Source organism: Streptomyces sp. HUAS TT7 (assembly GCF_051550175.1).
Classification (GTDB): Bacteria; Actinomycetota; Actinomycetes; order Streptomycetales; family Streptomycetaceae; genus Streptomyces.
This window is the reverse complement of sequence record NZ_CP196175.1, coordinates 4,269,277-4,291,170: the sequence shown is the minus strand read 5'-3', so window position 1 is coordinate 4,291,170 and position 21,894 is coordinate 4,269,277. Positions and strand designations below refer to the sequence as shown.

Annotated in this window: 18 protein-coding genes and 1 pseudogene; 10 read left to right on the top strand and 9 right to left on the bottom strand. The window is 70.1% G+C overall.

Features of this window, described 5'->3' with window-relative positions:
- Positions 1 to 183 precede the first annotated feature (183 nt).
- A complete protein-coding gene (thiC, locus tag ACSHXC_RS19345) occupies positions 184 to 1,962 on the top strand; it encodes a phosphomethylpyrimidine synthase ThiC (protein WP_438292752.1) in 1,779 nt (592 codons plus the stop codon).
- Between the two features lie 66 nt (positions 1,963 to 2,028).
- On the opposite strand, the gene ACSHXC_RS19340 is transcribed toward thiC, so the two are convergent.
- From ACSHXC_RS19340 to ACSHXC_RS19330, 3 genes are all read right to left on the bottom strand, one after another.
- Positions 2,029 to 2,877, bottom strand: a complete 849-nt coding sequence (locus ACSHXC_RS19340) for a hypothetical protein (RefSeq protein ID WP_438292751.1) — start codon at positions 2,875 to 2,877, stop codon at positions 2,029 to 2,031.
- Between the two features lie 173 nt (positions 2,878 to 3,050).
- On the bottom strand, positions 3,051 to 4,205 hold the full coding sequence (locus tag ACSHXC_RS19335) for a metallophosphoesterase (RefSeq protein WP_438292750.1): 1,155 nt from the start codon (positions 4,203 to 4,205) through the stop codon (positions 3,051 to 3,053).
- Positions 4,206 to 4,459: 254 nt separating this feature from the next.
- A complete protein-coding gene (locus tag ACSHXC_RS19330) occupies positions 4,460 to 5,590 on the bottom strand; it encodes a LacI family DNA-binding transcriptional regulator (RefSeq protein ID WP_344370972.1) in 1,131 nt (376 codons plus the stop codon).
- A gap of 408 nt (positions 5,591 to 5,998) precedes the next feature.
- Between ACSHXC_RS19330 and hisC the strand changes: the two genes are divergently transcribed.
- Positions 5,999 to 7,078 carry a histidinol-phosphate transaminase gene (hisC, locus tag ACSHXC_RS19325; RefSeq protein ID WP_438292749.1) on the top strand — a complete coding sequence of 360 codons (1,080 nt, stop codon included), beginning with the start codon at positions 5,999 to 6,001 and terminating at the stop codon, positions 7,076 to 7,078.
- A gap of 53 nt (positions 7,079 to 7,131) precedes the next feature.
- Here the strand turns inward: hisC and ACSHXC_RS19320 are convergent, their stop codons facing one another.
- Entirely contained in the window at positions 7,132 to 7,512 is a 381-nt protein-coding gene (locus ACSHXC_RS19320) for a cyclophilin-like fold protein (protein WP_438292748.1), read from the bottom strand.
- Between the two features lie 239 nt (positions 7,513 to 7,751).
- Between ACSHXC_RS19320 and ACSHXC_RS19315 the strand changes: the two genes are divergently transcribed.
- From ACSHXC_RS19315 to ACSHXC_RS19300, 4 genes are all read left to right on the top strand, one after another.
- Positions 7,752 to 9,260 carry a cytochrome ubiquinol oxidase subunit I gene (locus ACSHXC_RS19315; protein ID WP_438292747.1) on the top strand — a complete coding sequence of 503 codons (1,509 nt, stop codon included), beginning with the start codon at positions 7,752 to 7,754 and terminating at the stop codon, positions 9,258 to 9,260.
- An 18-nt stretch (positions 9,261 to 9,278) separates the two neighbouring features.
- Complete coding sequence (gene cydB, locus ACSHXC_RS19310) at positions 9,279 to 10,280, top strand: cytochrome d ubiquinol oxidase subunit II (RefSeq protein WP_438292746.1); 1,002 nt, start codon at positions 9,279 to 9,281, stop codon at positions 10,278 to 10,280.
- Positions 10,281 to 10,364: 84 nt separating this feature from the next.
- Entirely contained in the window at positions 10,365 to 13,892 is a 3,528-nt protein-coding gene (gene cydD, locus ACSHXC_RS19305; protein ID WP_438292745.1) for a thiol reductant ABC exporter subunit CydD, read from the top strand.
- Positions 13,893 to 13,911: 19 nt separating this feature from the next.
- A complete protein-coding gene (locus tag ACSHXC_RS19300) occupies positions 13,912 to 15,669 on the top strand; it encodes a GAF domain-containing sensor histidine kinase (RefSeq protein WP_438292744.1) in 1,758 nt (585 codons plus the stop codon).
- A gap of 106 nt (positions 15,670 to 15,775) precedes the next feature.
- Here the strand turns inward: ACSHXC_RS19300 and ACSHXC_RS19295 are convergent, their stop codons facing one another.
- The gene (locus ACSHXC_RS19295; protein WP_438296699.1) at positions 15,776 to 16,663 is read right to left on the bottom strand and encodes a Cof-type HAD-IIB family hydrolase; all 888 of its coding nucleotides are present in this window, start codon (positions 16,661 to 16,663) and stop codon (positions 15,776 to 15,778) included.
- A 172-nt stretch (positions 16,664 to 16,835) separates the two neighbouring features.
- Between ACSHXC_RS19295 and ACSHXC_RS19290 the strand changes: the two genes are divergently transcribed.
- On the top strand, positions 16,836 to 17,735 hold the full coding sequence (locus ACSHXC_RS19290) for an LLM class flavin-dependent oxidoreductase (RefSeq protein ID WP_438292743.1): 900 nt from the start codon (positions 16,836 to 16,838) through the stop codon (positions 17,733 to 17,735).
- Here ACSHXC_RS19290 and ACSHXC_RS19285 read toward each other — a convergent pair.
- The 3 genes from ACSHXC_RS19285 to ACSHXC_RS19275 all read right to left on the bottom strand — a co-directional run bounded on the left by ACSHXC_RS19285 (position 17,732) and on the right by ACSHXC_RS19275 (position 19,402).
- Positions 17,732 to 18,193 carry a hypothetical protein gene (locus ACSHXC_RS19285; RefSeq protein ID WP_438292742.1) on the bottom strand — a complete coding sequence of 154 codons (462 nt, stop codon included), beginning with the start codon at positions 18,191 to 18,193 and terminating at the stop codon, positions 17,732 to 17,734. The genes ACSHXC_RS19290 and ACSHXC_RS19285 overlap by 4 nt on opposite strands.
- 25 nt (positions 18,194 to 18,218) lie before the next feature.
- Entirely contained in the window at positions 18,219 to 18,809 is a 591-nt protein-coding gene (locus ACSHXC_RS19280) for an RNA 2'-phosphotransferase (protein ID WP_438292741.1), read from the bottom strand.
- Positions 18,810 to 18,886: 77 nt separating this feature from the next.
- On the bottom strand, positions 18,887 to 19,402 hold the full coding sequence (locus tag ACSHXC_RS19275) for a PadR family transcriptional regulator (protein ID WP_438292740.1): 516 nt from the start codon (positions 19,400 to 19,402) through the stop codon (positions 18,887 to 18,889).
- 113 nt (positions 19,403 to 19,515) lie between these two features.
- Between ACSHXC_RS19275 and ACSHXC_RS19270 the strand changes: the two genes are divergently transcribed.
- The 3 genes and pseudogenes from ACSHXC_RS19270 (at position 19,516) to ACSHXC_RS19260 (ending at position 20,758) form a co-directional block, all read left to right on the top strand.
- On the top strand, positions 19,516 to 20,073 hold the full coding sequence (locus tag ACSHXC_RS19270; RefSeq protein ID WP_438292739.1) for a hypothetical protein: 558 nt from the start codon (positions 19,516 to 19,518) through the stop codon (positions 20,071 to 20,073).
- A gap of 2 nt (positions 20,074 to 20,075) precedes the next feature.
- A pseudogene (locus tag ACSHXC_RS19265) lies at positions 20,076 to 20,255 on the top strand (carotenoid oxygenase family protein); the annotation flags it as partial.
- A gap of 101 nt (positions 20,256 to 20,356) precedes the next feature.
- The gene (locus ACSHXC_RS19260) at positions 20,357 to 20,758 is read left to right on the top strand and encodes a carotenoid oxygenase family protein (protein ID WP_438292738.1); all 402 of its coding nucleotides are present in this window, start codon (positions 20,357 to 20,359) and stop codon (positions 20,756 to 20,758) included.
- A 175-nt stretch (positions 20,759 to 20,933) separates the two neighbouring features.
- On the opposite strand, the gene ACSHXC_RS19255 is transcribed toward ACSHXC_RS19260, so the two are convergent.
- Entirely contained in the window at positions 20,934 to 21,893 is a 960-nt protein-coding gene (locus ACSHXC_RS19255; RefSeq protein WP_438292737.1) for a MerR family transcriptional regulator, read from the bottom strand.
- Between the last annotated feature and the right edge of the window lies 1 nt (position 21,894).

Sequence of the window (21,894 nt, the reverse complement as noted above, 5' to 3'; positions counted from 1 at the left end):
AGAACCGAGGGGGCCCTCTGTTCAGCGCGCCAGTGATGGCGCTAGCGTGGTGACACCTTTGCACACGCGGGAGCTCGGAGCACCGGGCTGAGAGGGCGCTGAAATCCGTACGAACCGTACGGGAACGGCTGCGCCGACCGCCGAACCTGTTACCGGGTAATGCCGGCGTAGGGAGTAGGTCTCATGACCATTCAGGACGCACGCACGCCTGCCTCCAGCACTGAGGAGAGCGGGAAGTCCATCGGCTGGCACAAGGGGTACGTGGAGGGTTCGCGCCCCGACCTCCGGGTGCCGGTCCGCCAGGTGCACCTCACCAACGGCAAGGCCGTGACGCTGTACGACACGTCCGGGCCGTACACCGACCCGAACATCGAGACCGACGTCCGTCGCGGCCTCGCCCCGCTCCGGGAGAACTGGATCATCGGGCGCGGCGACACCGAGGAGTACGCGGGCCGTCCGGTCCGCCCCGAGGACGACGGCATCAAGCACACCTCGCCGCGCGGGGGCCTCAAGAACCTCGACGCGGTCTTCCCGGGCCGCCCGCGCCAGCCCCGCCGGGGCCGCGGCGGCCAGGCCGTCACCCAGCTCGCGTACGCGCGCCGCGGCGAGATCACCCCGGAGATGGAGTACGTAGCGATCCGCGAGAACGTCTCCCCCGAGGTCGTGCGCGAGGAGATCGCGGCGGGCCGCGCCGTGCTGCCCGCCAACATCAACCACCCCGAGATCGAGCCGATGATCATCGGCAAGCGGTTCCTGGTGAAGGTCAACGCCAACATCGGGAACTCCGCGGTCACCTCCTCCATTGAGGAGGAGGTCGACAAGATGACGTGGGCCACCCAGTGGGGCGCGGACACGGTCATGGACCTCTCCACGGGCCGCAACATCCACACCACCCGTGAGTGGGTCCTGCGCAACTCCCCCGTCCCCATCGGCACGGTGCCGCTGTACCAGGCCCTGGAGAAGGTCGACGGCCGCGCCGAGGAACTGACCTGGGACATCTACAAGGACACGGTCATCGAGCAGGCCGAGCAGGGCGTCGACTACATGACGGTCCACGCCGGCGTGCTGCTGCGGTACGTGCCGCTGACCGCCCGCCGCAAGACCGGCATCGTCTCGCGCGGCGGCTCGATCATGGCTGCCTGGTGCCTGGCGCACCACAAGGAATCGTTCCTGTACGAGAACTTCGAGGAGCTCTGCGAGATCCTCGCGGCGTACGACGTGACGTACTCGCTCGGCGACGGCCTGCGGCCCGGCTCCATCGCGGACGCCAACGACGAGGCCCAGTTCGCGGAGCTGCGCACGCTCGGGGAACTCAACACGATCGCCAAGCGTCACAACGTACAGACGATGATCGAGGGCCCGGGACACGTCCCGATGCACAAGATCAAGGAGAACATCGACCTCCAGCAGGAGATCTGCGAGGAGGCCCCGTTCTACACCCTGGGGCCGCTGACCACCGATGTGGCGCCCGCCTACGACCACATCACCTCCGGCATCGGTGCGGCGATGATCGCCTGGTGGGGCACCGCGATGCTCTGCTACGTCACACCCAAGGAGCACCTCGGCCTGCCCAACCGCGATGACGTGAAGACCGGCGTCATCACGTACAAGATCGCCGCACACGCGGCGGACCTGGCCAAGGGGCACCCGGGCGCGCAGGAGTGGGACGACGCGCTCTCGGACGCCCGGTTCGAGTTCCGCTGGGAGGACCAGTTCAACCTGGCCCTCGACCCGGACACCGCCCGGGAGTTCCACGACGAGACGCTGCCCGCGGAGCCGGCCAAGACCGCGCACTTCTGCTCGATGTGCGGTCCGAAGTTCTGCTCGATGAAGATCTCCCAGGACATCCGCCGCGAGCACGGCGGCGACCTGAGGTCCGACGAGATCGAGGCCGGGATGGCGGAGAAGTCCAAGGAGTTCGCGGACGCGGGCAACCGGGTTTATCTGCCGATCGCCGACTGAGGCGATGCGGTCCTCGCGCTGCCCCGGGAGCGGACCACTCCCGGGTGCGGCGCCGCGCCCGCCGGTTCAGTCCGGCTGGTGCTCCGGCCCCCCGAAGTCGGGGCTGGTGAAGTCCGGGCTGGTGAAGCTGGGGTGGTTGGTGGGGGAGCCGCCCTCGTCGGGGCTGTCGAAGCCCGGGCGGTCGTAGCCGAGGGTGGGGATGCGGCCGATCGGGCGGCGTGGGGCCGGGGCGCCGGGGTCGACGCTCGGGTCGGCCAGCGCGTCGCGCAGGAACGGGTAGATGCCGCGTTCGAGCAGGGCGTGGCGCCAGGCCTCGCGGGCGCGGGCGAACTCCTGGGTGCGCTCGTCAGGGGCGTCCGCCTCGCTGTCCTCGTCGATGGCCACGACCTGCGTCGCGCCGTTGCGCACCGCGGTGATCAGCAGCCCGACGGCGGCGGCGAGTATCGCGGCGGCGGTCAGCGCGCCGAAGAACCAGCCCGCCGTCAGCATGGTGTCGGCGAAGGCCGGCACCGGGTTGAGCATCTTCAGGATGTAGCCGACAAGGAGAAAGATCGCGGCGGCGGTCCCCGCGAGCACGGGGGCGAGCACGGCGACGACCGCGCCGATGCCCGCGCCCGAGGGTTCCAGGCTCACGCCGTCGGCGGCGGCGGTGAGGCCGGAATCGCGCGCGGCGGTTGTGGAAGGCGAGCGCAGCTCTTCGCGTGCCTTGACGTAGTTCTCGTACTCGGCGGCGGCCCGCTCGGTGACGAACGTGCCGGCGGCGAGCACCATGGTGCGCAATTGCACGGCGTTGAGGCGGTCGCCGATACCGGACAGCTCGGGCCGTTCATGCGCGGTGCGCAGTGCCTCGTCGAGAATCCGCTCGAACTCCGGGCGGTCCTCGACGAGCAGGTGCGGAGCGCTGTTCATGTGCATCCCCCGATGCTCCGTAGGGCCGGGAAGCCCGCCTGATGAACGGGCAGTTGGGCGGAAACGGAGGAGAGCCTGCTACGGATAACCCGATGGTAGAGCCGCTACGGCACGGGGTGACAGGGTGTTTCCGGAAATGGCATACCCGGCGCTTTGCAGAACGCCTTCCCGGTCAACCGTCAGTCATGCAACGGAAGCTGCTGGACCAGCAGTTTTCCGGCCATGGTCACGCCGCCGTCCATGGCGATGGCAAGACCGTCGGCGTACACATGCGGACCTTCGACCACCGGGCGCGAATCCTCCTCGCCGTCCTCCGTCCCGACCTCGCCGAGCAGATATGGAATCGGGCTGTGGCCGTGCACGACCCGCTGCCCGCCGTACGCCGAGAGCAGCTCGCGGGCGGCCTGCGGGCCCGATTCGTCGCGGAAGGCGAAGCGCTTGGTGAACTTGCGGAACAGGTCCCAGCACTCGTCGGCGTCGTTGCGGTTGAGGATGGCGTGGACGGTGTCGTTGACCGCCTCGATGGAGTCGCCGTAATCCAGATAGGCGGTTGTGTCGGAGTGCATGAGGAGGTGGTCGTCCTCGTGCTCGATCGCGTCGAGCCGGGACATCCACTGCAGGTGTACGTCCTGGAGGCGGTCCATGTCGGCCTTCTGGCCGCCGTTGAGCAGCCAGGCGGCCTGGAAGGTGGCGGTGCCCGCACCGGAGTTGACCGGGGTGTCCGCGAACCGCTTGGCGCCGATGAGGAGCAGCTCGTGGTTGCCCATGAGGGCCTTGCAGTAGCCGCCGGCGGCCGCGGCCTCCGCGGAGAGCCGCATGACCAGGTCGATGACGCCGATGCCGTCGGGGCCCCGGTCGGTGAAGTCACCGAGGAACCAGAGGCGGGCGGTGCCCGCGGCCCAGTTGCCGGACTCGTCGATGAGGCGCTGCTCACGCAGGGCGGCCAGGAGTTCGTCGAGGTAGCCGTGTACGTCGCCGACGACGTACAGCGGGCCGGGGCCCTCGGACACCGCGGGGGCGACGGGTTCGACCGTCGGCAGCTTCACGGTGTCCCCCCGGTGGATCACCGGGAGGTCGCGTGCGGTCGGCGTGTAGCCCTCGGGGGGCTCGTCATCCGAATAGGTGGTCGCGCCGGGCTCCGGAGCGGACGCGAAGGGTGCGGGTGCTTCCGGGTGACCGGCGGGCGGCTCCTGGCGGAAGACGTGCACCACCGGCTCCGGCCGCGCGAGAGGTTCCTCGGGCGGTGGCACGGGGGTCTGTTGCGCGTACGGCGGCACCCGGAAGTCACGCAACGTCTCCGTCCGCACGGGTCCCTGACCGGCCCCCTGAGTCATCGACCCCTCCACCACCGTCGCACCGCCGTACACCGTGGGAGCCGCCAGGTCGGGCGGGGATCCGTGGTGTCGTGCGCCCATCATAGGAATGCGCCTCATGCTGTGTGACGCACCAGGGGTGGTCAATCCGGGTGCGAGCGGTGTTCGCGGGTGTTTATGTCCCCAATGTGGTGATCAGGTGCAGGCTGATTCTGCCGCTCGGATGATCTTGAGTCCAACGTGAACCGGCCGGGGAGCCTCGCCCGGCCGGAGGTTCACTCCTTGTTGGGGCCGGTCTGGTCCTTGGCCGGCGAGCGGGGCGGGCTGACCGTGGTACGCGGCGGGCGCCGCTGGGACGAGGTCCGCACGATCAGTTCGGTCGGTATTACCTGCTCGATCGGGTGACCGTTGTCGATCCCTTCGATCGCGTCGATCAGGAGCTGGACGACGGCCGTGCCGATGCGCCGCGGTTTGAGCGAGAGGGTGGTGATGGGCGGTTCGGTGGTGGCGTACACGGTGGACTCGCTGCAGCACACGAGGAGCAGGTCCTCGGGTACCCGCAGTCCGTAGCGCCGCGCGGCCGCGAGCAGGTCGGTGCCATTGGGGTCGAAGAGGCCGTACACGGCGTCGGGCCGGTCCGGGCGGGCGAGCAGCCGGTCGGCTGCGACGGCACCCGCACACGGGTCGTGGGCCGGGTAGGACTCGTACACCGGATCCTGGCCGACGCGTTCGCACCAGGTCAGATAGGCCTCGGTGGACAGCCGGGTGTAGGTGTCGGTGGTGGTGCCGGTGAGCAGGCCGATCCGGCGGGCGCCGGCGGCGGCGAGATGGTCGAGCAGGCTGAGTACGGCAGCCTCGTGGTCGTTGTCCACCCAGGCCGTGACGGGCAGGGAGCCCGCCGGGCGGCCGTCGGAGACGACCGGAAGGCCCTGGCGTACGAGTTCGGTGACGACGGGGTCCTGGTCGGAGGGGTCGATGACGACGGTGCCGTCGAGGGCGACGTTCGACCAGACGTCCGCCGGGCTGCGGCGTGAGGTGGCGGGCAGGATGACGAGGGCATAGCCGCGGGCCAGCGCGGCCGACGTCGCGGCTCTGGCCATCTCGGCGAAGTACGCGAATTCGGTGAAGGTGAAAGGTTCATCCCCGTAGGTCGTCACGGTCAGGCCGATGAGGCCCGACTTTCCGGTACGGAGCGTGCGGGCCGCTGCGGATGGGCGGTAGCCCAGCCGGTCTGCGACCTCGCGGACGTGGCGGCGGGTGGCGTCGGGGAGCCGGCCCTTGCCGTTGAGCGCGTCGGAGACGGTCGTGATGGAGACACCGGCGGCGGCGGCCACGTCCCGAATGCCCGCCCGCCCCAGCCGGCGACCGGTCGACCGGCTCACCTGGTGCTTCCCTGCTGCTGTCATGGCGAGCCGATAGTAGGGCGATGACGGGCGGTTGGCCCGGGTGCATATGCACGCGTTGACAGGCACGTTTCTGCATGATCGAAAAGCATCAGTGGCCTTGCGATGCAAGGGAGTTGGGCGATCGGGTGTTGTGGTGGCGCTTGTCGACCCGTGGGCGGCTGACAACTGTCCGATGTCTCGAAGAGGTCTCAACTCACCTTCACGGGTGATGCGCGCCACGGCGTGGGCCACCGGCGCGCGGACGGAACAGGAGCGCTCCCCCCTTCCCGTACGCCCGCCGGGAACCGCTCCCCGTCCGCTATTCGCAGGGGAGCCGAATCCTCATAAGGTGAGGAGTATTGGATGTGTACGGAGCTGTCCGCCGCGGCGGACACCACACCGGCACGGAACGGTCGAGGAGGACCTGCGGTGAGCGAGACGAGCCCCAAGCTGCGCGCCGAGCTGGACGGCATCCCCACCTACAAGCCCGGCAAGCCCGCGGCGTCCGACGGCCCGGTCGCCTACAAGCTCTCCTCGAACGAGAACCCGTACCCGCCGCTCCCCGGCGTGATGGAGAGCGCGATGGCGGCCGCGGGGAACTTCAACCGCTATCCGGACATGGCATGCACCGGATTGATGAACGAGCTGGCCGAGCGTTTCGGGGTTCCCCTGACGCATCTGGCCACCGGCACGGGCTCGGTGGGCGTGGCCCAGTCGCTGATCCAGTCCACCTCCGGCCCCGGTGACGAGGTCATTTACGCCTGGCGCTCCTTCGAGGCGTACCCGATCATCACCCAGATCAGTGGAGCCACGTCCGTCCGGGTACCGCTGACCTCCGGCGAGGTGCACGACCTTGACGCGATGGCCGAGGCGATCACCGACCGGACCCGGCTGATCTTCGTCTGCAACCCGAACAACCCGACCGGCACCGTGGTGCGCCGGGCCGAGCTGGAGCGGTTCCTGGACCGGGTGCCCTCCGACGTTCTGGTGGTGCTCGACGAGGCGTACCGGGAGTTCATCCGCGACGTCGAGGTGCCGGACGGCATCGAGATCTACCGCGACCGGCCGAACGTGGCCGTGCTGCGCACCTTCTCCAAGGCATACGGGCTCGCCGGGCTGCGAGTCGGCTTCGCGGTGGCCCATGAGCCGGTCGCGGCGGCGCTGCGCAAGACGGCCGTGCCGTTCGGCGTCAGCCAGCTGGCCCAGGACGCGGCGGTTGCCTCACTGCGGGCCGAGGACGAACTGATGGGCCGCGTCGGCTCGTTGGTCTGCGAGCGGGAGCGTGTGTACGAGGGGCTGGTGCAGCAGGGCTGGACCGTGCCCGAGACGCAGGCGAACTTCGTCTGGCTGCGCCTGGGGGAGCGCACGGTCGAGTTCGCCTCGGCGTGCGAGGCGGCGGGCGTGGTGGTCCGGCCGTTCGCGGGCGAGGGCGTGCGCGTCACGATCGGCGAGAGCGAGGCCAACGACCTGTTCCTCAAGGTCGCGGAGGGCTTCCGCAAGCAGGCCTGAGGCGTCCGGAAGGCCTCTCGGGAGAGGCCTGAGCAGGCGCCTCGGTGGACGTCTCAGATGGCGTCGACCCGGATCGGGTCGCCGGAGCGAACCGTGGCGAGCAGCCGGGGGTCGCCGTCGAGCCGGCCGAGGACGTTGCACGGGCTCGCGAGTCGGCATTCGTCGCCGCGCGAGATCGGCGTGGGGCCGTACGGGAGCGCGAGCGCGTCGCCGTCGGTCCAGAACGCCACCGTCCCCGGCTCCACCACCTGGCGGGCGTCCGCCTCCCGGGCGGGGGAGACGGGGGTGTCGAAGTAGACCTCCTCGCCCCAGGTGTGGGCGGTGGAGGTGATCGGGAGTGCCCCCGCGAGCGCCTTGCTCGTGGGGGTTTCTTCGAGCGTCGCGGTGAGGCTGCCCGCGGGCCATGAGATGCGAATGCGCAGCTGGTTCTCCATGGCGCCGAATTCAACAATATGTTGAAAGCCTTGGGAAGGGGGTGTCCACGCCCGCTCCCTGCCCGCCGCGCCCCGCCCCGCTTTAAAGGGGACCCCCCTGAAGAGTGTCGACAGACAGTGCGACATAATGCTTGTGAATGTGAACGCGTTCACAAGCGTGTCCCGCTTCATCCCGAGATCGGTGGGATTAAAGGGGCAAGCTGCGGCTGTGACCACGGCGATGTAAGGAGAGTGCCGACGTGGACCTGGCTCTGGCGCCGGAAACCCTGGCGCGATGGCAGTTCGGTATCACCACCGTCTACCACTTCCTTTTCGTCCCCCTGACGATCTCGCTCGCGGCGCTGGTCGCGGGCCTGGAGACCGCCTGGGTACGAACGGGCAAGGACAAGTACCTCAAGGCGACCAAGTTCTGGGGCAAGCTCTTCCTGATCAACATCGCGATGGGTGTGGTCACGGGCATCGTCCAGGAATTCCAGTTCGGCATGAACTGGTCCGACTACTCGCGGTTCGTCGGCGACATCTTCGGTGCCCCGCTTGCTTTCGAAGCGCTCATCGCCTTCTTCTTCGAGTCAACCTTCATCGGACTGTGGATCTTCGGCTGGGACAAGTTGCCGAAGAAGATCCACTGCGCCTGCATCTGGATGGTGTCCATCGGCACCATGCTGTCCGCCTACTTCATCCTGGCGGCCAACTCCTGGATGCAGCACCCGGTCGGCTACAAGCTCAACAAGGCCACCGGGCGCGCGGAGCTCACCGACTTCTGGCACGTCCTGACCCAGGACACCACCCTCGTTGTCGTCTTCCACACGCTGACCGCGGCCTTCCTCACCGGTGGCGCGTTCATGGTCGGCGTCGCCGCCATCCACCTGCGCCGCAAGAAGCACATCCCGGTGATGCGTACGTCGCTGCGGCTCGGCCTGGTCACGCTGGTGATAGGAGGGCTGCTCACCGCCGTCAGCGGAGACTCACTCGGCAAGGTCATGTTCAAGCAGCAGCCGATGAAGATGGCCGCCGCCGAGGCCCTGTGGGACGGCCAGAACTCCGCACCGTTCTCGATCTTCGCTGTCGGCGACGTGGCCAAGGGCCACAACGACGTCGAGATCTCGGTGCCCGGAATACTGTCCTTCCTCGCCGACAGCAACTTCTCCTCGTACGTCCCCGGCATCAACGACGTGAACAAGTCGGAGCAGCAGAAGTTCGGGCCCGGTGACTACCGGCCCAACATCCCGGTCACCTTCTGGGGCTTCCGCTGGATGATCGGCTTCGGCATGACGTCCTTCGTCATCGGACTGGTCGGACTCTGGCTCACCCGCAAGAAGTTCATGCTGGCGCCGGCGATGCGGACCGGTGAGGACGAAGTGCCGAACCTGGTGCTCTTCAAGAGCAAGGCACTCGGCACCCGCCTGACCAAGTGGTACTGGTTCGCCGCCGTCTGGACGCTCGGCTTCCCGCTGATCGCCAACTCGTGGGGCTGGATCTTCACCGAGATGGGCCGTCAGCCCTGGGTCGTGTACGGCGTGCTGCGCACCAAGGACGCGGTCTCCCCCAGCGTCTCGCAGGGCGAGGTCCTCACCTCGATGATCGTCTTCACGTTGCTGTACGCCGTACTCGCCGTGGTCGAGGTCAAGCTGCTCGTCAAGTACGTCAAGGCCGGGCCGCCCGAGCTCACCGAGGACGACCTCAACCCGCCCACCAAGATCGGCGGGGACGACCGTGACCCCGACCGGCCGATGGCCTTCTCGTACTGAGGCTGAGGAGATCGAGGCATGGAACTCCACGACGTCTGGTTCGTACTCATCGCCGTCCTGTGGATCGGCTACTTCTTCCTGGAGGGATTCGACTTCGGGATCGGCGTTCTGACCAAGCTGCTGGCCAGGGACCGCACCGAGAAGCGCGTCCTGATCAACACCATCGGACCCGTCTGGGACGGCAACGAGGTGTGGCTGCTCACGGCCGGCGGCGCGACCTTCGCCGCCTTCCCCGAGTGGTACGCGACGCTCTTCTCCGGCTTCTACCTGCCGCTGCTGATCATCCTGGTCTGCCTGATCGTCCGCGGTGTCGCCTTCGAATACCGGGCGAAGCGGCCGGAGGAGAAGTGGCAGCGCAACTGGGAGCAGGCCATCTTCTGGACCTCGCTCATCCCGGCGTTCCTCTGGGGTGTGGCCTTCGCCAACATCGTGCGCGGAGTGAAGATCGACGCCCACATGGAGTACGTGGGCAACTTCTGGGATCTGCTCAACCCGTACGCGATCCTGGGCGGCTTGGTCACCCTCTTCCTCTTCACCTTCCACGGCGCGGTGTTCGCCTCGCTCAAGACGCTCGGCGACATCCGCGAGAGGTCGAGGGCGCTGGCGCTCAAGCTGGGTCTGGCGACGGCCGTGCTCGCGCTCGGCTTCCTGATCTGGACCCAGGCCTCGCGCGGTGACACGAAGAGTCTGGTCGCGATGGCTGTCGCCGTACTCGCGCTGGTCGGGGCGATCGCGGCCATCAAGATCGGGCGCGAGGGCTGGTCGTTCGCGCTGTCGGGCATCACGATCGCGGCCGCGGTGGCGATGCTCTTCCTGACGCTCTTCCCGAACGTCATGCCGTCCTCGCTGAACGACGCCTGGAACCTCACGGTCACCAACGCCTCGTCCAGCCCGTACACGCTGAAGATCATGACCTGGTGTGCGGGGGTCGCGACCCCGATCGTGCTGCTCTACCAGAGCTGGACGTACTGGGTGTTCCGCAAGCGGATCGGCACCAAGAACATCGCCGACGCGCACTGACCCCGCGGTCCTCATGGTTCAACGGGGGTGTGTTTCACGTGAAACACACCCCTCCGGCCCCGCTCTGATCCTTCCGGTTGGGGGATGTTTCACGTGAAACCGATCGACCCGCGTCTGCTCCGGTACGCCCGCGCCACCCGCTTCTTCCTGGCGGCGGTGGTGGCCCTCGGTCTGGTCGGGGCGGGGCTGATCGTCGCCCAGGCGATGCTCATCGCCGTCGTCGTCGTGGGGGCGTTCCAGCACGGCCACGACGCGGCCGGACTACGGACGCCGCTACTGTTCCTCGCGGCGGTCGCGGTCGGCCGGGGCCTGGTCTCCTGGCTCACCGAACTCGCCGCGAACCGGGCGAGCGCGGCGGTCAAGTCGGAGCTGCGGGGCCGGCTCCTGGACCGGGCGGCAGGGCTCGGCCCTGAGTGGCTGAGCGGTCAGCGCACGGGGTCGCTCGTCGCGCTCGCCACCCGCGGGGTCGACGCCCTCGACGACTACTTCGCGCGTTACCTGCCGCAACTCGGTCTCGCCATAGTGGTGCCGATTGCGGTACTGGCGCGGATCGTCACCGAGGACTGGGTGTCGGCGGCGACCATCGTCGTCACCCTGCCGCTCATCCCCCTGTTCATGGTGCTCATCGGCTGGGCCACCCAGTCGCAGATGGACCGTCAGTGGCGGCTGCTGTCCCGGCTTTCGGGGCACTTCCTCGACGTGGTCGCCGGGCTGCCGACGCTGAAGGTGTTCGGCCGGGCCAAGGCGCAGGCCGAGTCGATCAGGACGATCACCTCGGACTACCGCCGAGCGACGCTGAAGACCCTGCGGATCGCCTTCATCTCGTCCTTCGCCCTCGAACTGCTCGCGACGATCTCGGTGGCGCTGGTCGCGGTCGGCATCGGCATGCGCCTGGTCCACGGCGACCTCGACCTCTACACCGGCCTGGTCATCCTGATCCTGGCCCCCGAGGCCTATCTGCCGCTGCGCCAGGTCGGCGCCCAGTACCACGCGGCGGCGGAGGGGCTCTCGGCCGCGGAGGAGATCTTCGACGTCCTGGAGACCCCGCTGCCCGAGGACGGCAAGGACAAGGTGCCCGCAGGCCCGGTCCGCATCGAGTTCGACGGCGTGACGGTGCGCCACCCCGGCCGCACGGAACCGTCCCTGGCGGCCACCTCTCTGGTGGTGGAGCCGGGCGAGACCGTGGCGCTGACCGGGCCGAGCGGCGTCGGAAAGTCCACGCTCCTCAACGCGGTGCTCGGCTTCGTGAATCCGCAGGACGGCGGCCGGGTCCTGGTCTCCGGCACCGATCTCGCCACGCTGTCCCTGGCCGACTGGCGTGAGCGGATCGCCTGGGTGCCGCAGCGGCCGCACCTCTTCGCCGGGACGATCGCGGAGAACGTCCGCCTCGCCCGGCCGGACGCGGACGACGCGGCCGTGCTCGACGCGCTGCGGGATGCGGGCGCGTACGACTTCGTGGCCGCGCTGCCGGACCGCATGGCCACGGTTCTGGGCGAGGGCGGCGCGGGCCTCTCGGCCGGACAGCGCCAACGCCTCGCCCTGGCCCGCGCCTTCCTGGCCGACCGGCCGGTGCTGCTGCTCGACGAGCCGACGGCCGCGCTCGACGGCGAGACCGAGGCCGGCATCGTGGATGCGGTGCGCAGGCTGGTGGTGGGCCGTACGGTCCTGCTCGTTGTGCACCGCCCGGCGCTGCTCGCCGTCGCGGACCGGGTGGTGGAGCTGCGGCCCGCCGAAACACAGCCCTGCGTCCCGGTGCAGGGAGCGCCTGTCTCGGCCTCAACTGGCAAGACAGAGGCGCCTGTTGAGTCCGTCGCTGCGAAGGCTGTCACGGCGGGCGGACCCGCCGCCGCCCGGAATCCGCTCGCCCGGGTCCGTGCCGCGGCCCGTGGGCTGCGCGGCCGCATCGTGCTCGCGCTGCTGCTCGGCGCGCTGGCGCTCGGCTCGGCCGTGGGCCTCATGGCCACTTCCGGCTGGCTCATCTCGCGGGCCTCGCAACAGCCGCCGGTGCTCTATCTGATGGTGGCCGTCACTGCGACTCGCGCCTTCGGAATCGGCCGCGCGGTGTTCCGCTACGCCGAACGCCTCGTCTCGCACGACGCCGTGCTGCGGATGCTCGCCGAACTGCGGGTCGCGGTGTACCGGCAGCTGGAGCGGATCGCCCCCGCCGGACTGCGCGAGACCCGGCGCGGAGACCTGCTGTCCCGCCTCGTCGCCGATGTGGACGAACTCCAGGACTACTGGCTGCGCTGGGCGCTCCCGGCCGGGGTCGCCGTCGTCGTGTCCGTGCTGAGCGCCGGGTTCACCGCATGGCTGCTGCCCGAGGCCGGTGGCGTGCTCGCCGCGGGCCTTATCGTCGCCGGCGTCGTGGTCCCGGTCGTCAGCGGGGCTTTGGCGCGGCGGGCCGAGCGCCAGCTCGCCCCGGCCCGCGGGGTGCTCGCCACCCGGGTGGCCGATCTGCTCACCGGAACCGGCGAGCTGACCGTGGCGGGAGCCCTCGGCCGCCGCACCCGTGAGGTGAAGGACGCCGACTCGGCACTGACTCGGATCGCCTCGCGGGGCGCCGCCGCCACCGCGCTCGGCGGCGGCCTCTCCGCGCTGACCTGCGGACTCACCGTGGCCGCCGCCGCACTGGTCGGCGTCCAGGCGGTCGTCGCAGGCCGCCTCGGCGGGGTCGAGCTGGCGGTGGTCGTGCTGGTCCCGCTCGCCGCCTTCGAGGCCGTGACCGGGCTGCCGCTTGCCGTGCAGTCCCGCCAGCGGGTCCGGCGCAGCGCCGAGCGCGTCTACGAGGTGCTCGACGCGCCCGCCCCCGTACAGGAGCCGGAAGCGCCCGTCGCCGCGCCCACCTCGCCGTTCCCGCTGGAGCTTCGCGGGCTCAGCGCCCGGTACGCCGGGCAGGAGCGGGACGCGTTGCACGACTTCGGGCTGCGCCTCACCCGGGGCATGCGGGTCGCCGTCGTGGGAGCCTCCGGATCCGGCAAGACCACCCTCGCCCAGGTGCTGCTCCGGTTCCTGGACGCCCAGGAGGGTGCGTACGAGATCGCCGGGAGCGATGCGAACCGGCACAGCGGCGACGACGTGCGCAGGCTCGTCGGCCTGTGCGCCCAGGACGCGCACCTCTTCGACAGCTCCGTACGGGAGAACCTGCGGCTCGCCCGCACCGACGCCACCGACGACGACCTGCGCGCCGCTCTGGAGCGGGCCCGGCTTCTGGACTGGGTCGACAGGCTGCCCGAAGGCCTCGGCACCCTCGTGGGTGAGCACGGCGCCCGGCTGTCCGGCGGCCAGCGCCAGCGGCTCGCGCTAGCCCGGGCCCTGCTCGCGGACTTCCCGGTCCTCGTCCTGGACGAACCGGCCGAGCACCTGGACCTGGCGACCGCCGACGCGCTCACCGAGGACCTGCTCAATGCCACCGAAGGCCGTACGACCGTTCTGATCACGCACCGGTTGCGGGGCCTCGAAGCCGTCGACGAAGTGGTCGTCCTCGACGAGGGGCGCACCGTGCAGCGTGGCGCGTACGAAGATCTGGCGCTCGTCGACGGACCCCTGCGGCGCATGCTGGAGAGGGAGCGCGAGACCGAGGCCACGCAGTACCCGACTTTCCTAGCCAAATAGGACTAACTAGTCTCAAGGCATGCCAGTGCCGCCAGTGCCGAAGAGACCGACGGACCGCCAGGACGTCAAGGACCTGGACCGCCAGGACCAGGATCCGCTCGAAGCGGCGACCCGGGCCACGCGCAGCCTGCAGGGCCTGTCCACCGAGCTGACCGCGCGGGTGCCGCAGCTCCTCGAGGCGATGCGCTCGGTGGGGACGGGCCTTGAGCTGCACTCCACGCTGGACCGGATCTGCGAGACGGCGGCCGAGCTCGCCGACGCCCGGTACGCGGCGATCGGCGTCGTCAACGAGGAGGGCCGGGGGCTCTCGGATTTCGTGACGTACGGCGTCAGCGACGAAGAGGCCCGGGCGATCGGGCACCGGCCCGACGGCCACCGCGGGCTGCTCGGCTGGCTGATCCACCACCCCGAGCCGCTGCGGCTCGCCGAGATCTCGGCCGATCCGCGCTCGGCCGGGCTCCCCCCGAACCATCCGCCGATGCGCACCTTCCTCGGCGTCCCCATCCGCGTCCAGGGCGAGATCTTCGGCAATCTCTATCTGACCGAGAAGCACAACGGGGGCGAGTTCAACGACTACGACCTGCACATGGTGCGGGTGCTCGCCACCGAGGCCGGGATCGCCATCGGCAACGCGCGGCTCTACGAGGCGGCGCGCCAGCGCGAACGCTGGATCGACGGCTCGGTCGCCGTCACCACGGCCCTCCTCTCGGGAGGCGACGCGGACGATGCCCTGGAGGTCGTCGCCGAACAGGCCCGCCACCTCGCCGTCTCCGACGCGGGCATAGTGCTCCTGCCCGCCGACGAGGGCGGCCTGGAGATCGTCGCGGTCTCCGCCGACAACCCGCGCGTCTCGCTCGGCGTGGTGATCCCGCCGGAGAGCCCGGTCGTCTCGACACTCCTCGAAGGCGAGGCGGTCTTCGTGGACGACGCCGCCACGGACCCCCGCATGATCACCAAGCTGTCGGAGCGGTACGGGCCGAGCATGCTGCTTCCGTTGCAGAGCGGCGGCCGGGTCCTCGGCGCTCTTGCCACGCCCCGGGTGCGCGGCGGGCGCCCGTTCACCGAGGCGGAGCGGACACTGGCCAGCCAGTTCGCCTCGCAGGCCGCGCTCGCCCTGATGATGGCCGAGGCCCAGCGGGACCGGGAGCGGCTCGCGGTGTACGAGGACCGCGACCGAATCGCCCGCGACCTGCACGACCTGGTCATCCAGCGCCTCTTCGCCACTGGGATGATGCTGGAGGGCGCCCAGCGCAAGTCCGTTGTGCCGGAGGTGCAGGGCGGCATCGGCAAGGCGGTCGACGAACTCGATGTCACCATCCAGGAGATCCGCACCGCGATCTTCGCGCTCCAGCAGGGCCCGGCCGAGGCGCCCTCCGGGCTGCGCACGCGCGTCCTGCGGGAGATCAACATGGCCGCCGTGCCGCTCGGCTTCAAGCCGGCCCACCGCTTCCTCGGTGCCGTCGACACTCTGGTCGGTGAGCTGACCGGCAAGAACCTGATCGCGGCGCTGCGCGAGGCGCTCTCGAACGCCTTCCGGCATGCCGAGGCGTCCCGGATCGAGGTCGTCGTCGACGCCACGGCGCAACTGCCGGACGGCAGCGCGGGTGTGCGCCTGACGGTCGCGGACAACGGGGTCGGGATCCCCCCGGGCGGCCGCCGCAGCGGACTGCGCAACCTTCAGCGACGTGCGGAGGCGCTGGGCGGATCGAGCTCGTACGGCCCCGGGCTCGGTGACGCCGGAGGCGGCACGACCGTCGTCTGGGAAGCGCCGCTCTGATCAGCCGGGGTAGGCCGGCAGGGCAGGGCCGGATCGTTGCGCAGCCGGCGGTTGTTTCACGTGAAACCCCACCTTCCGCGCCGGTCCGGCTCGTACCCGAAGTCCCTCAGAGCGTCTTGAGGATCTGCTCGATCACGACCGCCACGCCGTCCTCGTTGTTGGCGACCGTACGTCCGGAGGCGGTGGCCAGGACGTCGGGGTGGGCGTTGCCCATGGCGTATGACGTGCCGGCCCAGCTCAGCATCTCCATGTCGTTCGGCATGTCCCCGAAGGCCACCACCTCGGCGGGCGAGATGCCGCGCTCGGCGCAGCACAGGGCCAGCGTGGAGGCCTTCGAGACGCCCGCGCCGCTGATCTCCAGGAGCGCGGTCGGGCTGGACCGGGTGATCTCGGCGCGCGCCCCGACCGCCGTGCGGGCCAGCGCGAGGAAGTCGTCCGGGGCCAGTTCGGGGTGGAACGCGAGCACCTTGAGCACGGGCTGGCCCGCCGAGTCGGAGTCCTCGGCCAGCAGCTTCTCGGCGGGCGCGATGCTCGCCGCCGGGTCCATGTGCATGGGCGGATAGGCGAGTTCGTGGTGGAAGCCGCGGGTGCGCTCGACCGCGAAGGACGTGCCGGGTACGGCCGCCCGTAGCAGGGTGACGACATCGAGGGCGGCCGTCCGCTCCAGTGGTCGCACCTTCACGAAACGGTGGCCGTCGCTGTCGCCGTGCAGATCGACGACGGCCGCGCCGTTGCCGCAGATCGCCAGGCCATGGCCGTGCACATGGGCGCTGACGACGTCCATCCAGCGGGCCGGGCGCCCGGTGACGAAGAAGACCTCGATGCCCGCCTCCTCGGCGGCGGCCAGAGCCGCGATCGTACGGTCCGACACGGACTTGTCGTCACGCAGCAGGGTGCCGTCCAGATCGGTCGCGATGAGCCGCGGCGCGGTCGGTACGGGGCGGGTGGCCGGGGCGGGATCCGTAGCAGAGGTCACCGGCCCATTGTCCCGTATACAAGCGCACGGGCGTGCGAGAGGGCGCACATCTGAGTGGGCGGACCGGTGCACCTTCGGCACGAGAGGGGGGCACGCGGCACCTGTGCGGCTCCGGGCGGGATGGCGCGCGGTGTTCCTTGGTGGGCCTGGGTGTCTGCGGGGGCCCATGTATCCGACGTAGGGTCGGGGTATGCGTCTGAGCACTGTGATTCTTCCGGTACGCCGCTGGCACGACGGCGGTCGCGACGAGTGGCTGCGGGCCGAGGAGCTGGGCTTCCACACCGCGTACACGTATGACCATCTGTCCTGGCGGACATTCCGGGACGGCCCGTGGTTCGGGGCGGTCCCGACGCTCACGGCCGCCGCTGCCGCCACCACCAGGCTGCGGCTCGGCACCCTGGTCACCTCGCCGAACTTCCGGCACCCGGTGACCCTCGCCAAGGACCTGATCACCCTCGACGACGTGTCGAACGGCCGGATCACCCTCGGGATCGGCGCGGGCGGCAACGGCTTCGACGCCACCGCGCTGGGCCAGGAGGCGTGGACGCCGCGTGAACGGGCCGACCGGTTCGGCGAGTTCGTGTCGCTGCTCGACCGGCTGCTCACCGAGGACTCGGTGACCTACGACGGCACCTTCTACTCGGCGGTCGAGGCGCGCACCATCCCGGGCTGCGTCCAGCGGCCCAGGATCCCCTTCGCGGTGGCCGCGACCGGCCCGCGCGGGCTCAAGCTGGCGGCGAAGCACGGGCAGGCGTGGGTGACCACGGGCGACCCGAAGCTGTTCGAGACCGGCACGCCCGAGCAGTCCGTCGAGGCGATCCGCGAGCAGGTCAAGAAGCTGGGCGCCGCCTGCGACGAGATCGGGCGCGACGTCGACGAGCTGGACAAGATCCTGCTCACCGGCTTCACCCCGCAGCCCGGCCGTCCGCTGGAGTCCCTGGACGCGTTCGTGGACTTCGCAGGCCGCCACTTCGAGCTCGGCTTCACCGAGATCGTTCTGCACGCGCCGATCCCGGACTCCGATTTCGCGGCCGATCCGAAGGTCTTCGAGCAGATCGCGACCGAGGGGCTCGCGCAGCTCGGCCGTTAACCCCTCTTGCTGCGGACGCGCGCGCTCATCCAAGGGGTGAGCCCGACAAGGACCAGTTCCTTGTACGTCTCGTCGCCGGGCAGTGGCACGACCAGCCACCATCCCGGCGGGAAGAACCGGCCCTTGACGTGGGCGAGTCCGCCGTAGACGGAGCGCAGGAAGGCGGGCACGGCATCGCGCGGCACGTCGTCGAACTGCACGCCGTCGACGGTGACCTGGGCGTCGTCCTCGGGATAGACCCGGACGGTCACGGAAGGCGAGCCGCCGAGTTCGACGTACGCCTCGTGCGGCAGCGAACCGTCCGGATCAACCACCGCGAACACCCCGGACGAGGTGCGGCGGGAGGTGCGGTCGGCGCCGATGTCGTCGGTGACCTCGACCTCCAGCCGCTGCTCGTCGGCGATCGCGCGGATCGCGGCGACCACGGACTCGGTGGTGGGCAGGTGGGGATGGGTCATGGGACCGATCATGCCAAGCGCCGGCTCAGCCGGGCAGCCGCAGATACTCCGGCGGTACGGAGTCCGTGAGCCAGACGCCGTTGGCGCTGACGTGGAAGACATGGCCCGACCGGTGCAGGGCGCCGGCGTCCACGCCCAGGATCACCGGTCGGCCGCGGCGGGCGCCGACCCGGGTGGCGGTCTCGCGGTCGGGCGAGAGGTGCACGTGCTGCCGGTCCATGGGGCGCAGGCCCTCGGCGTGGATCGCCTTCAGGTTGCGGGCCACGGTGCCGTGGTAGAGGTACGCGGGCGGTTCGGCGGGCGGCAGGCCAAGGTCGACGGCCACGGTGTGGCCCTGGCTGGCCCGGATTAGGCCGCCCTCCACGGCGAAACGCCGCTTGTCGTTGGTGGCGACGACATGGTCGAGCTCGGCTCGGGTGATGGGGAAGCGGTGCGCGGCGGCGGCCCTCAGCAGCACGTCGATCTCCACCCAGCCGTTCGGGCCGAGGGCGATGCCGATTCGTTCGGGCTGATGGCGCAGGTGCTTCGACAGGTATTTGGACACCTTGACGGTGCGTCTGCAGTCGGGGAGCGGTCGCTCGCTGTCGCGCGGTGGCTCCGGCGGGGTTTCTCTCACACCGCCAGGGTGCCGGGCCGGACGGGGTCCCGGCATCCCCATTCCCCCGGTGGCGCGCCCCGTCAGGGAACCGGGAGTCAGGGAGCCAGCTGCTCCGCCGCCCACCGGGCCCACTCCTCGTGCATCGCGCTGAGCCGCTTGCCGTACTCCAGGGCGAGCCGGCCGTGCACCGAGATCGGGTCGTCGCCCCAGTCGATGGCTGACTCCGCCTCTTTGAGGCCCGCGAGCTGCTGGGCCGAGCGCTCGGCCTCTGTAAGGAGGTACGCCTTCGCCTCGACCCGGGTGAGCTCGCCGAGGAAGAAGACGCGCAGGAGGGAGTCGCTGCGGCGGGTGCGGACCGGCTCGACCTCGGTGAGCCAGCGGTGCAGTTCGGATCTTCCCGCCTCGGTGATCGCGTACTCCTTGCGCCCCCGCGGTCCCTCGGCGGACACCTCGACCAGACCGCCTTCGGCGAGTTTGCCCAGTTCCCCGTAGACCTGGCTCTGTGTCGCCGACCAGACGTGGGCGAGCGAGGTCTCGAACAGCTTCATCAGGTCGTAACCGCTGGCCGGACGGTTGGTGAGGAGGCCCAGGACTGCATGGCGGAGGCTCATGCGCCCCACTCTACATTCCACTCTTGACATGTCAAAGGAGGAAACTCTACATTCGACATGTCGAAGTTGGAATGTGGAGCCGAGCCGGAGGGCTCGGAACAGAGGGGACTCCCATGAACTACCTGCGCGGATTCATCCCGTGGATCGTCTTCGCCGCCGTCGGCAGCGCGCACTGGCAGTGGGGCGCGCTCGCCGCCCTCGCCGCCGGCGCCTATCTCTTCTCGATGGACCGCAAGCGTGGACTGTCCGCCGACTCCCTGATCCTGGAGCAGTCCACGATCGCCTTCTTCGCCGTGCTGAGCGTCATCGCCTTCGCCGCTCCCGACAGCGGGCTGCGTGACTACGGCGGCGCGCTGGCCACCGGCTGGCTCGCCCTGACGGCCTGGGCCACGCTGGCCGTCCGCAAGCCCTTCACCACCGGGATAGCCAAGCGCCAGGCGCCGCGTGAGGTGTGGACCAACCCGGTGTTCATCCGGATCAACGTGGTGCTCACCTCGGTGTGGGCCCTGGCCTTCACCCTGACCGCCACCGCGCTCGCCGTCATCGACGCCGAGTCGCTGGGCAGCACCGCTTCGATAGCCATGCAGGTCGCCGGCTTCGCCATCCCGGCCGTGATCACCGCCCAGTACCCCGAGCGCGCCCGCCGCGCCGCCGTCCAGAAGGGCGCCTGACGATGACCGCCACACCCACCGCCGCAGCGACCCCGCCGGCCCCCCACCTCGCGGGCAACTTCGCCCCGGTCGCCGAGGAACTGACCACTCACGGGCTGGAGGTGACCGGCTCCATACCGCCCGAGCTGACCGGCTGGTACGTACGCAACGGGCCCAATCCGCAGGACGCCGCTTCCGCTCACTGGTTCTTTGGCGACGGAATGGTGCACGGCGTCCGGCTCGAAGGCGGCAGGGCCCGCGCGAGGCCACCCTGTGGAAGTGGGCGCTGGACCTGTCGACGGGTGTGGTCAGGGAGGAGCAGCTCGACGACCAGGCGTGCGAGTTCCCCCGGGTCGACGACCGGCTGGCCGGCCTGGATGCCGGGTTCGGGCACGTCACGGTGGCGCGGACGCCGTCCTCGGGGCCGGTATCGGGGGCGCTGCTCCGGTACGACCTGAGGACGGGGGCGGTGGCACGGCACGACTTCGGGGCGGGGCAGGTCCCGGCGGAGGCAGCATTCGCCCCGGCGGACGACCGGCCGGGCGGCCCGGGGTGGCTGCTCAGCTATGTGTACGACGCCGCCCGGGACGCCAGCGATCTCGTCATCCTGGACGCGGACAACCTCGCGGCACCGCCGGTCGCGACGGTCCGTCTTCCGAGGCGCGTGCCGTTCGGCTTCCACGGCAACTGGCTCGCCGATCGGTAACAGAAACCGAGCGGGGCGTGACAGCAATCACCTTATTGAGGACTCCAGTTGGGTTTGTTCCACAGTGAAGTCGTGTTATCCACAGGCAATTTGACGACACTGTGGACAACTTGCGTCCGATAAGGGGGGTTTGGGTAAAGTGGTTGCCATATGGGGCATTTGGGGGTGTGGGTGATCAGTCCCTATGCCGAGTTGAGCGGGACAGGGCGTCCAAGGTGCGGGCCTGTACCTCCCGTTCGGTGGCCGCTGTGATGAACGCGGCGACATTGTCGGGGCCCACCAGGTCCTGAACCGCCCGAACCGTCTCGGCGGGGAGGGACACCGGCCCGGGGGCCGGGGCGGCAGGAGCGGTGGCCGGGGCGCCCAGGTGCTTCTGGAGGTGGCGGGTCGCGAACAGGCGCATGGCACGGGCGAGTTCGGCATCCACGGTCTGCTGGGCCAGCGGGCGCAGGCGGCGCACCAGATCGGCCGCCTCAGCGGCCTCGGTGTCGGTCGGGGGGCGGTGGCCCAGGTAGCGGGCGAAGACGTGTTCCGTGGTGAAGTCGAGGAAGCGGGCCGCGATGTGCTCGACCTGGCCGCGCAGCTCGCGCAGATGCCCGGAGATGGCGTCGAGAGGCACCCCGGCGGCGTGCAACTCGGCTGCCACCGCCAGTTCTTGGGGGCTGGGTACGAGGAACTCGGCGTCGTTGTCCGGGATGCGCACGAGGATGCCGAGCTCCACTGCTTCGGCGACGGCCTTGTCGTCGGGTTTGCCGCCGAAGGTCTCGTCGAGATCGGCGCGGGAGATGCGGGCGGCCTCCTCGTCCGTCCAGGGTCCGTTGACCTCGGCGACCAGGCCGAGCACGCCGCCGAGCCCTCGCCCCGCGTCCCAGGCCTCCAGGAGTTCCTTGATGGAGGCCAGGGTGTAGCCCCGGTCCAGGAGGTCGGCGATCTGGTGCAGCCGGGCCAGGTGGGTGTCGCCGTACACATTGGACCGGCCGCGCCGCTCGGGCCGGGGCAGCAGGCCCCGGTCCTGGTAGGCGCGGATGGTGCGGACCGTGGCGCCGCTGGCGTGCGCCAGGTCCTCGATCCGGTACTCGGCCGGCGTCGCCGCCGGCGCCACCTGCTGAAGTGCTGACTGCCCGGACAAACCCACT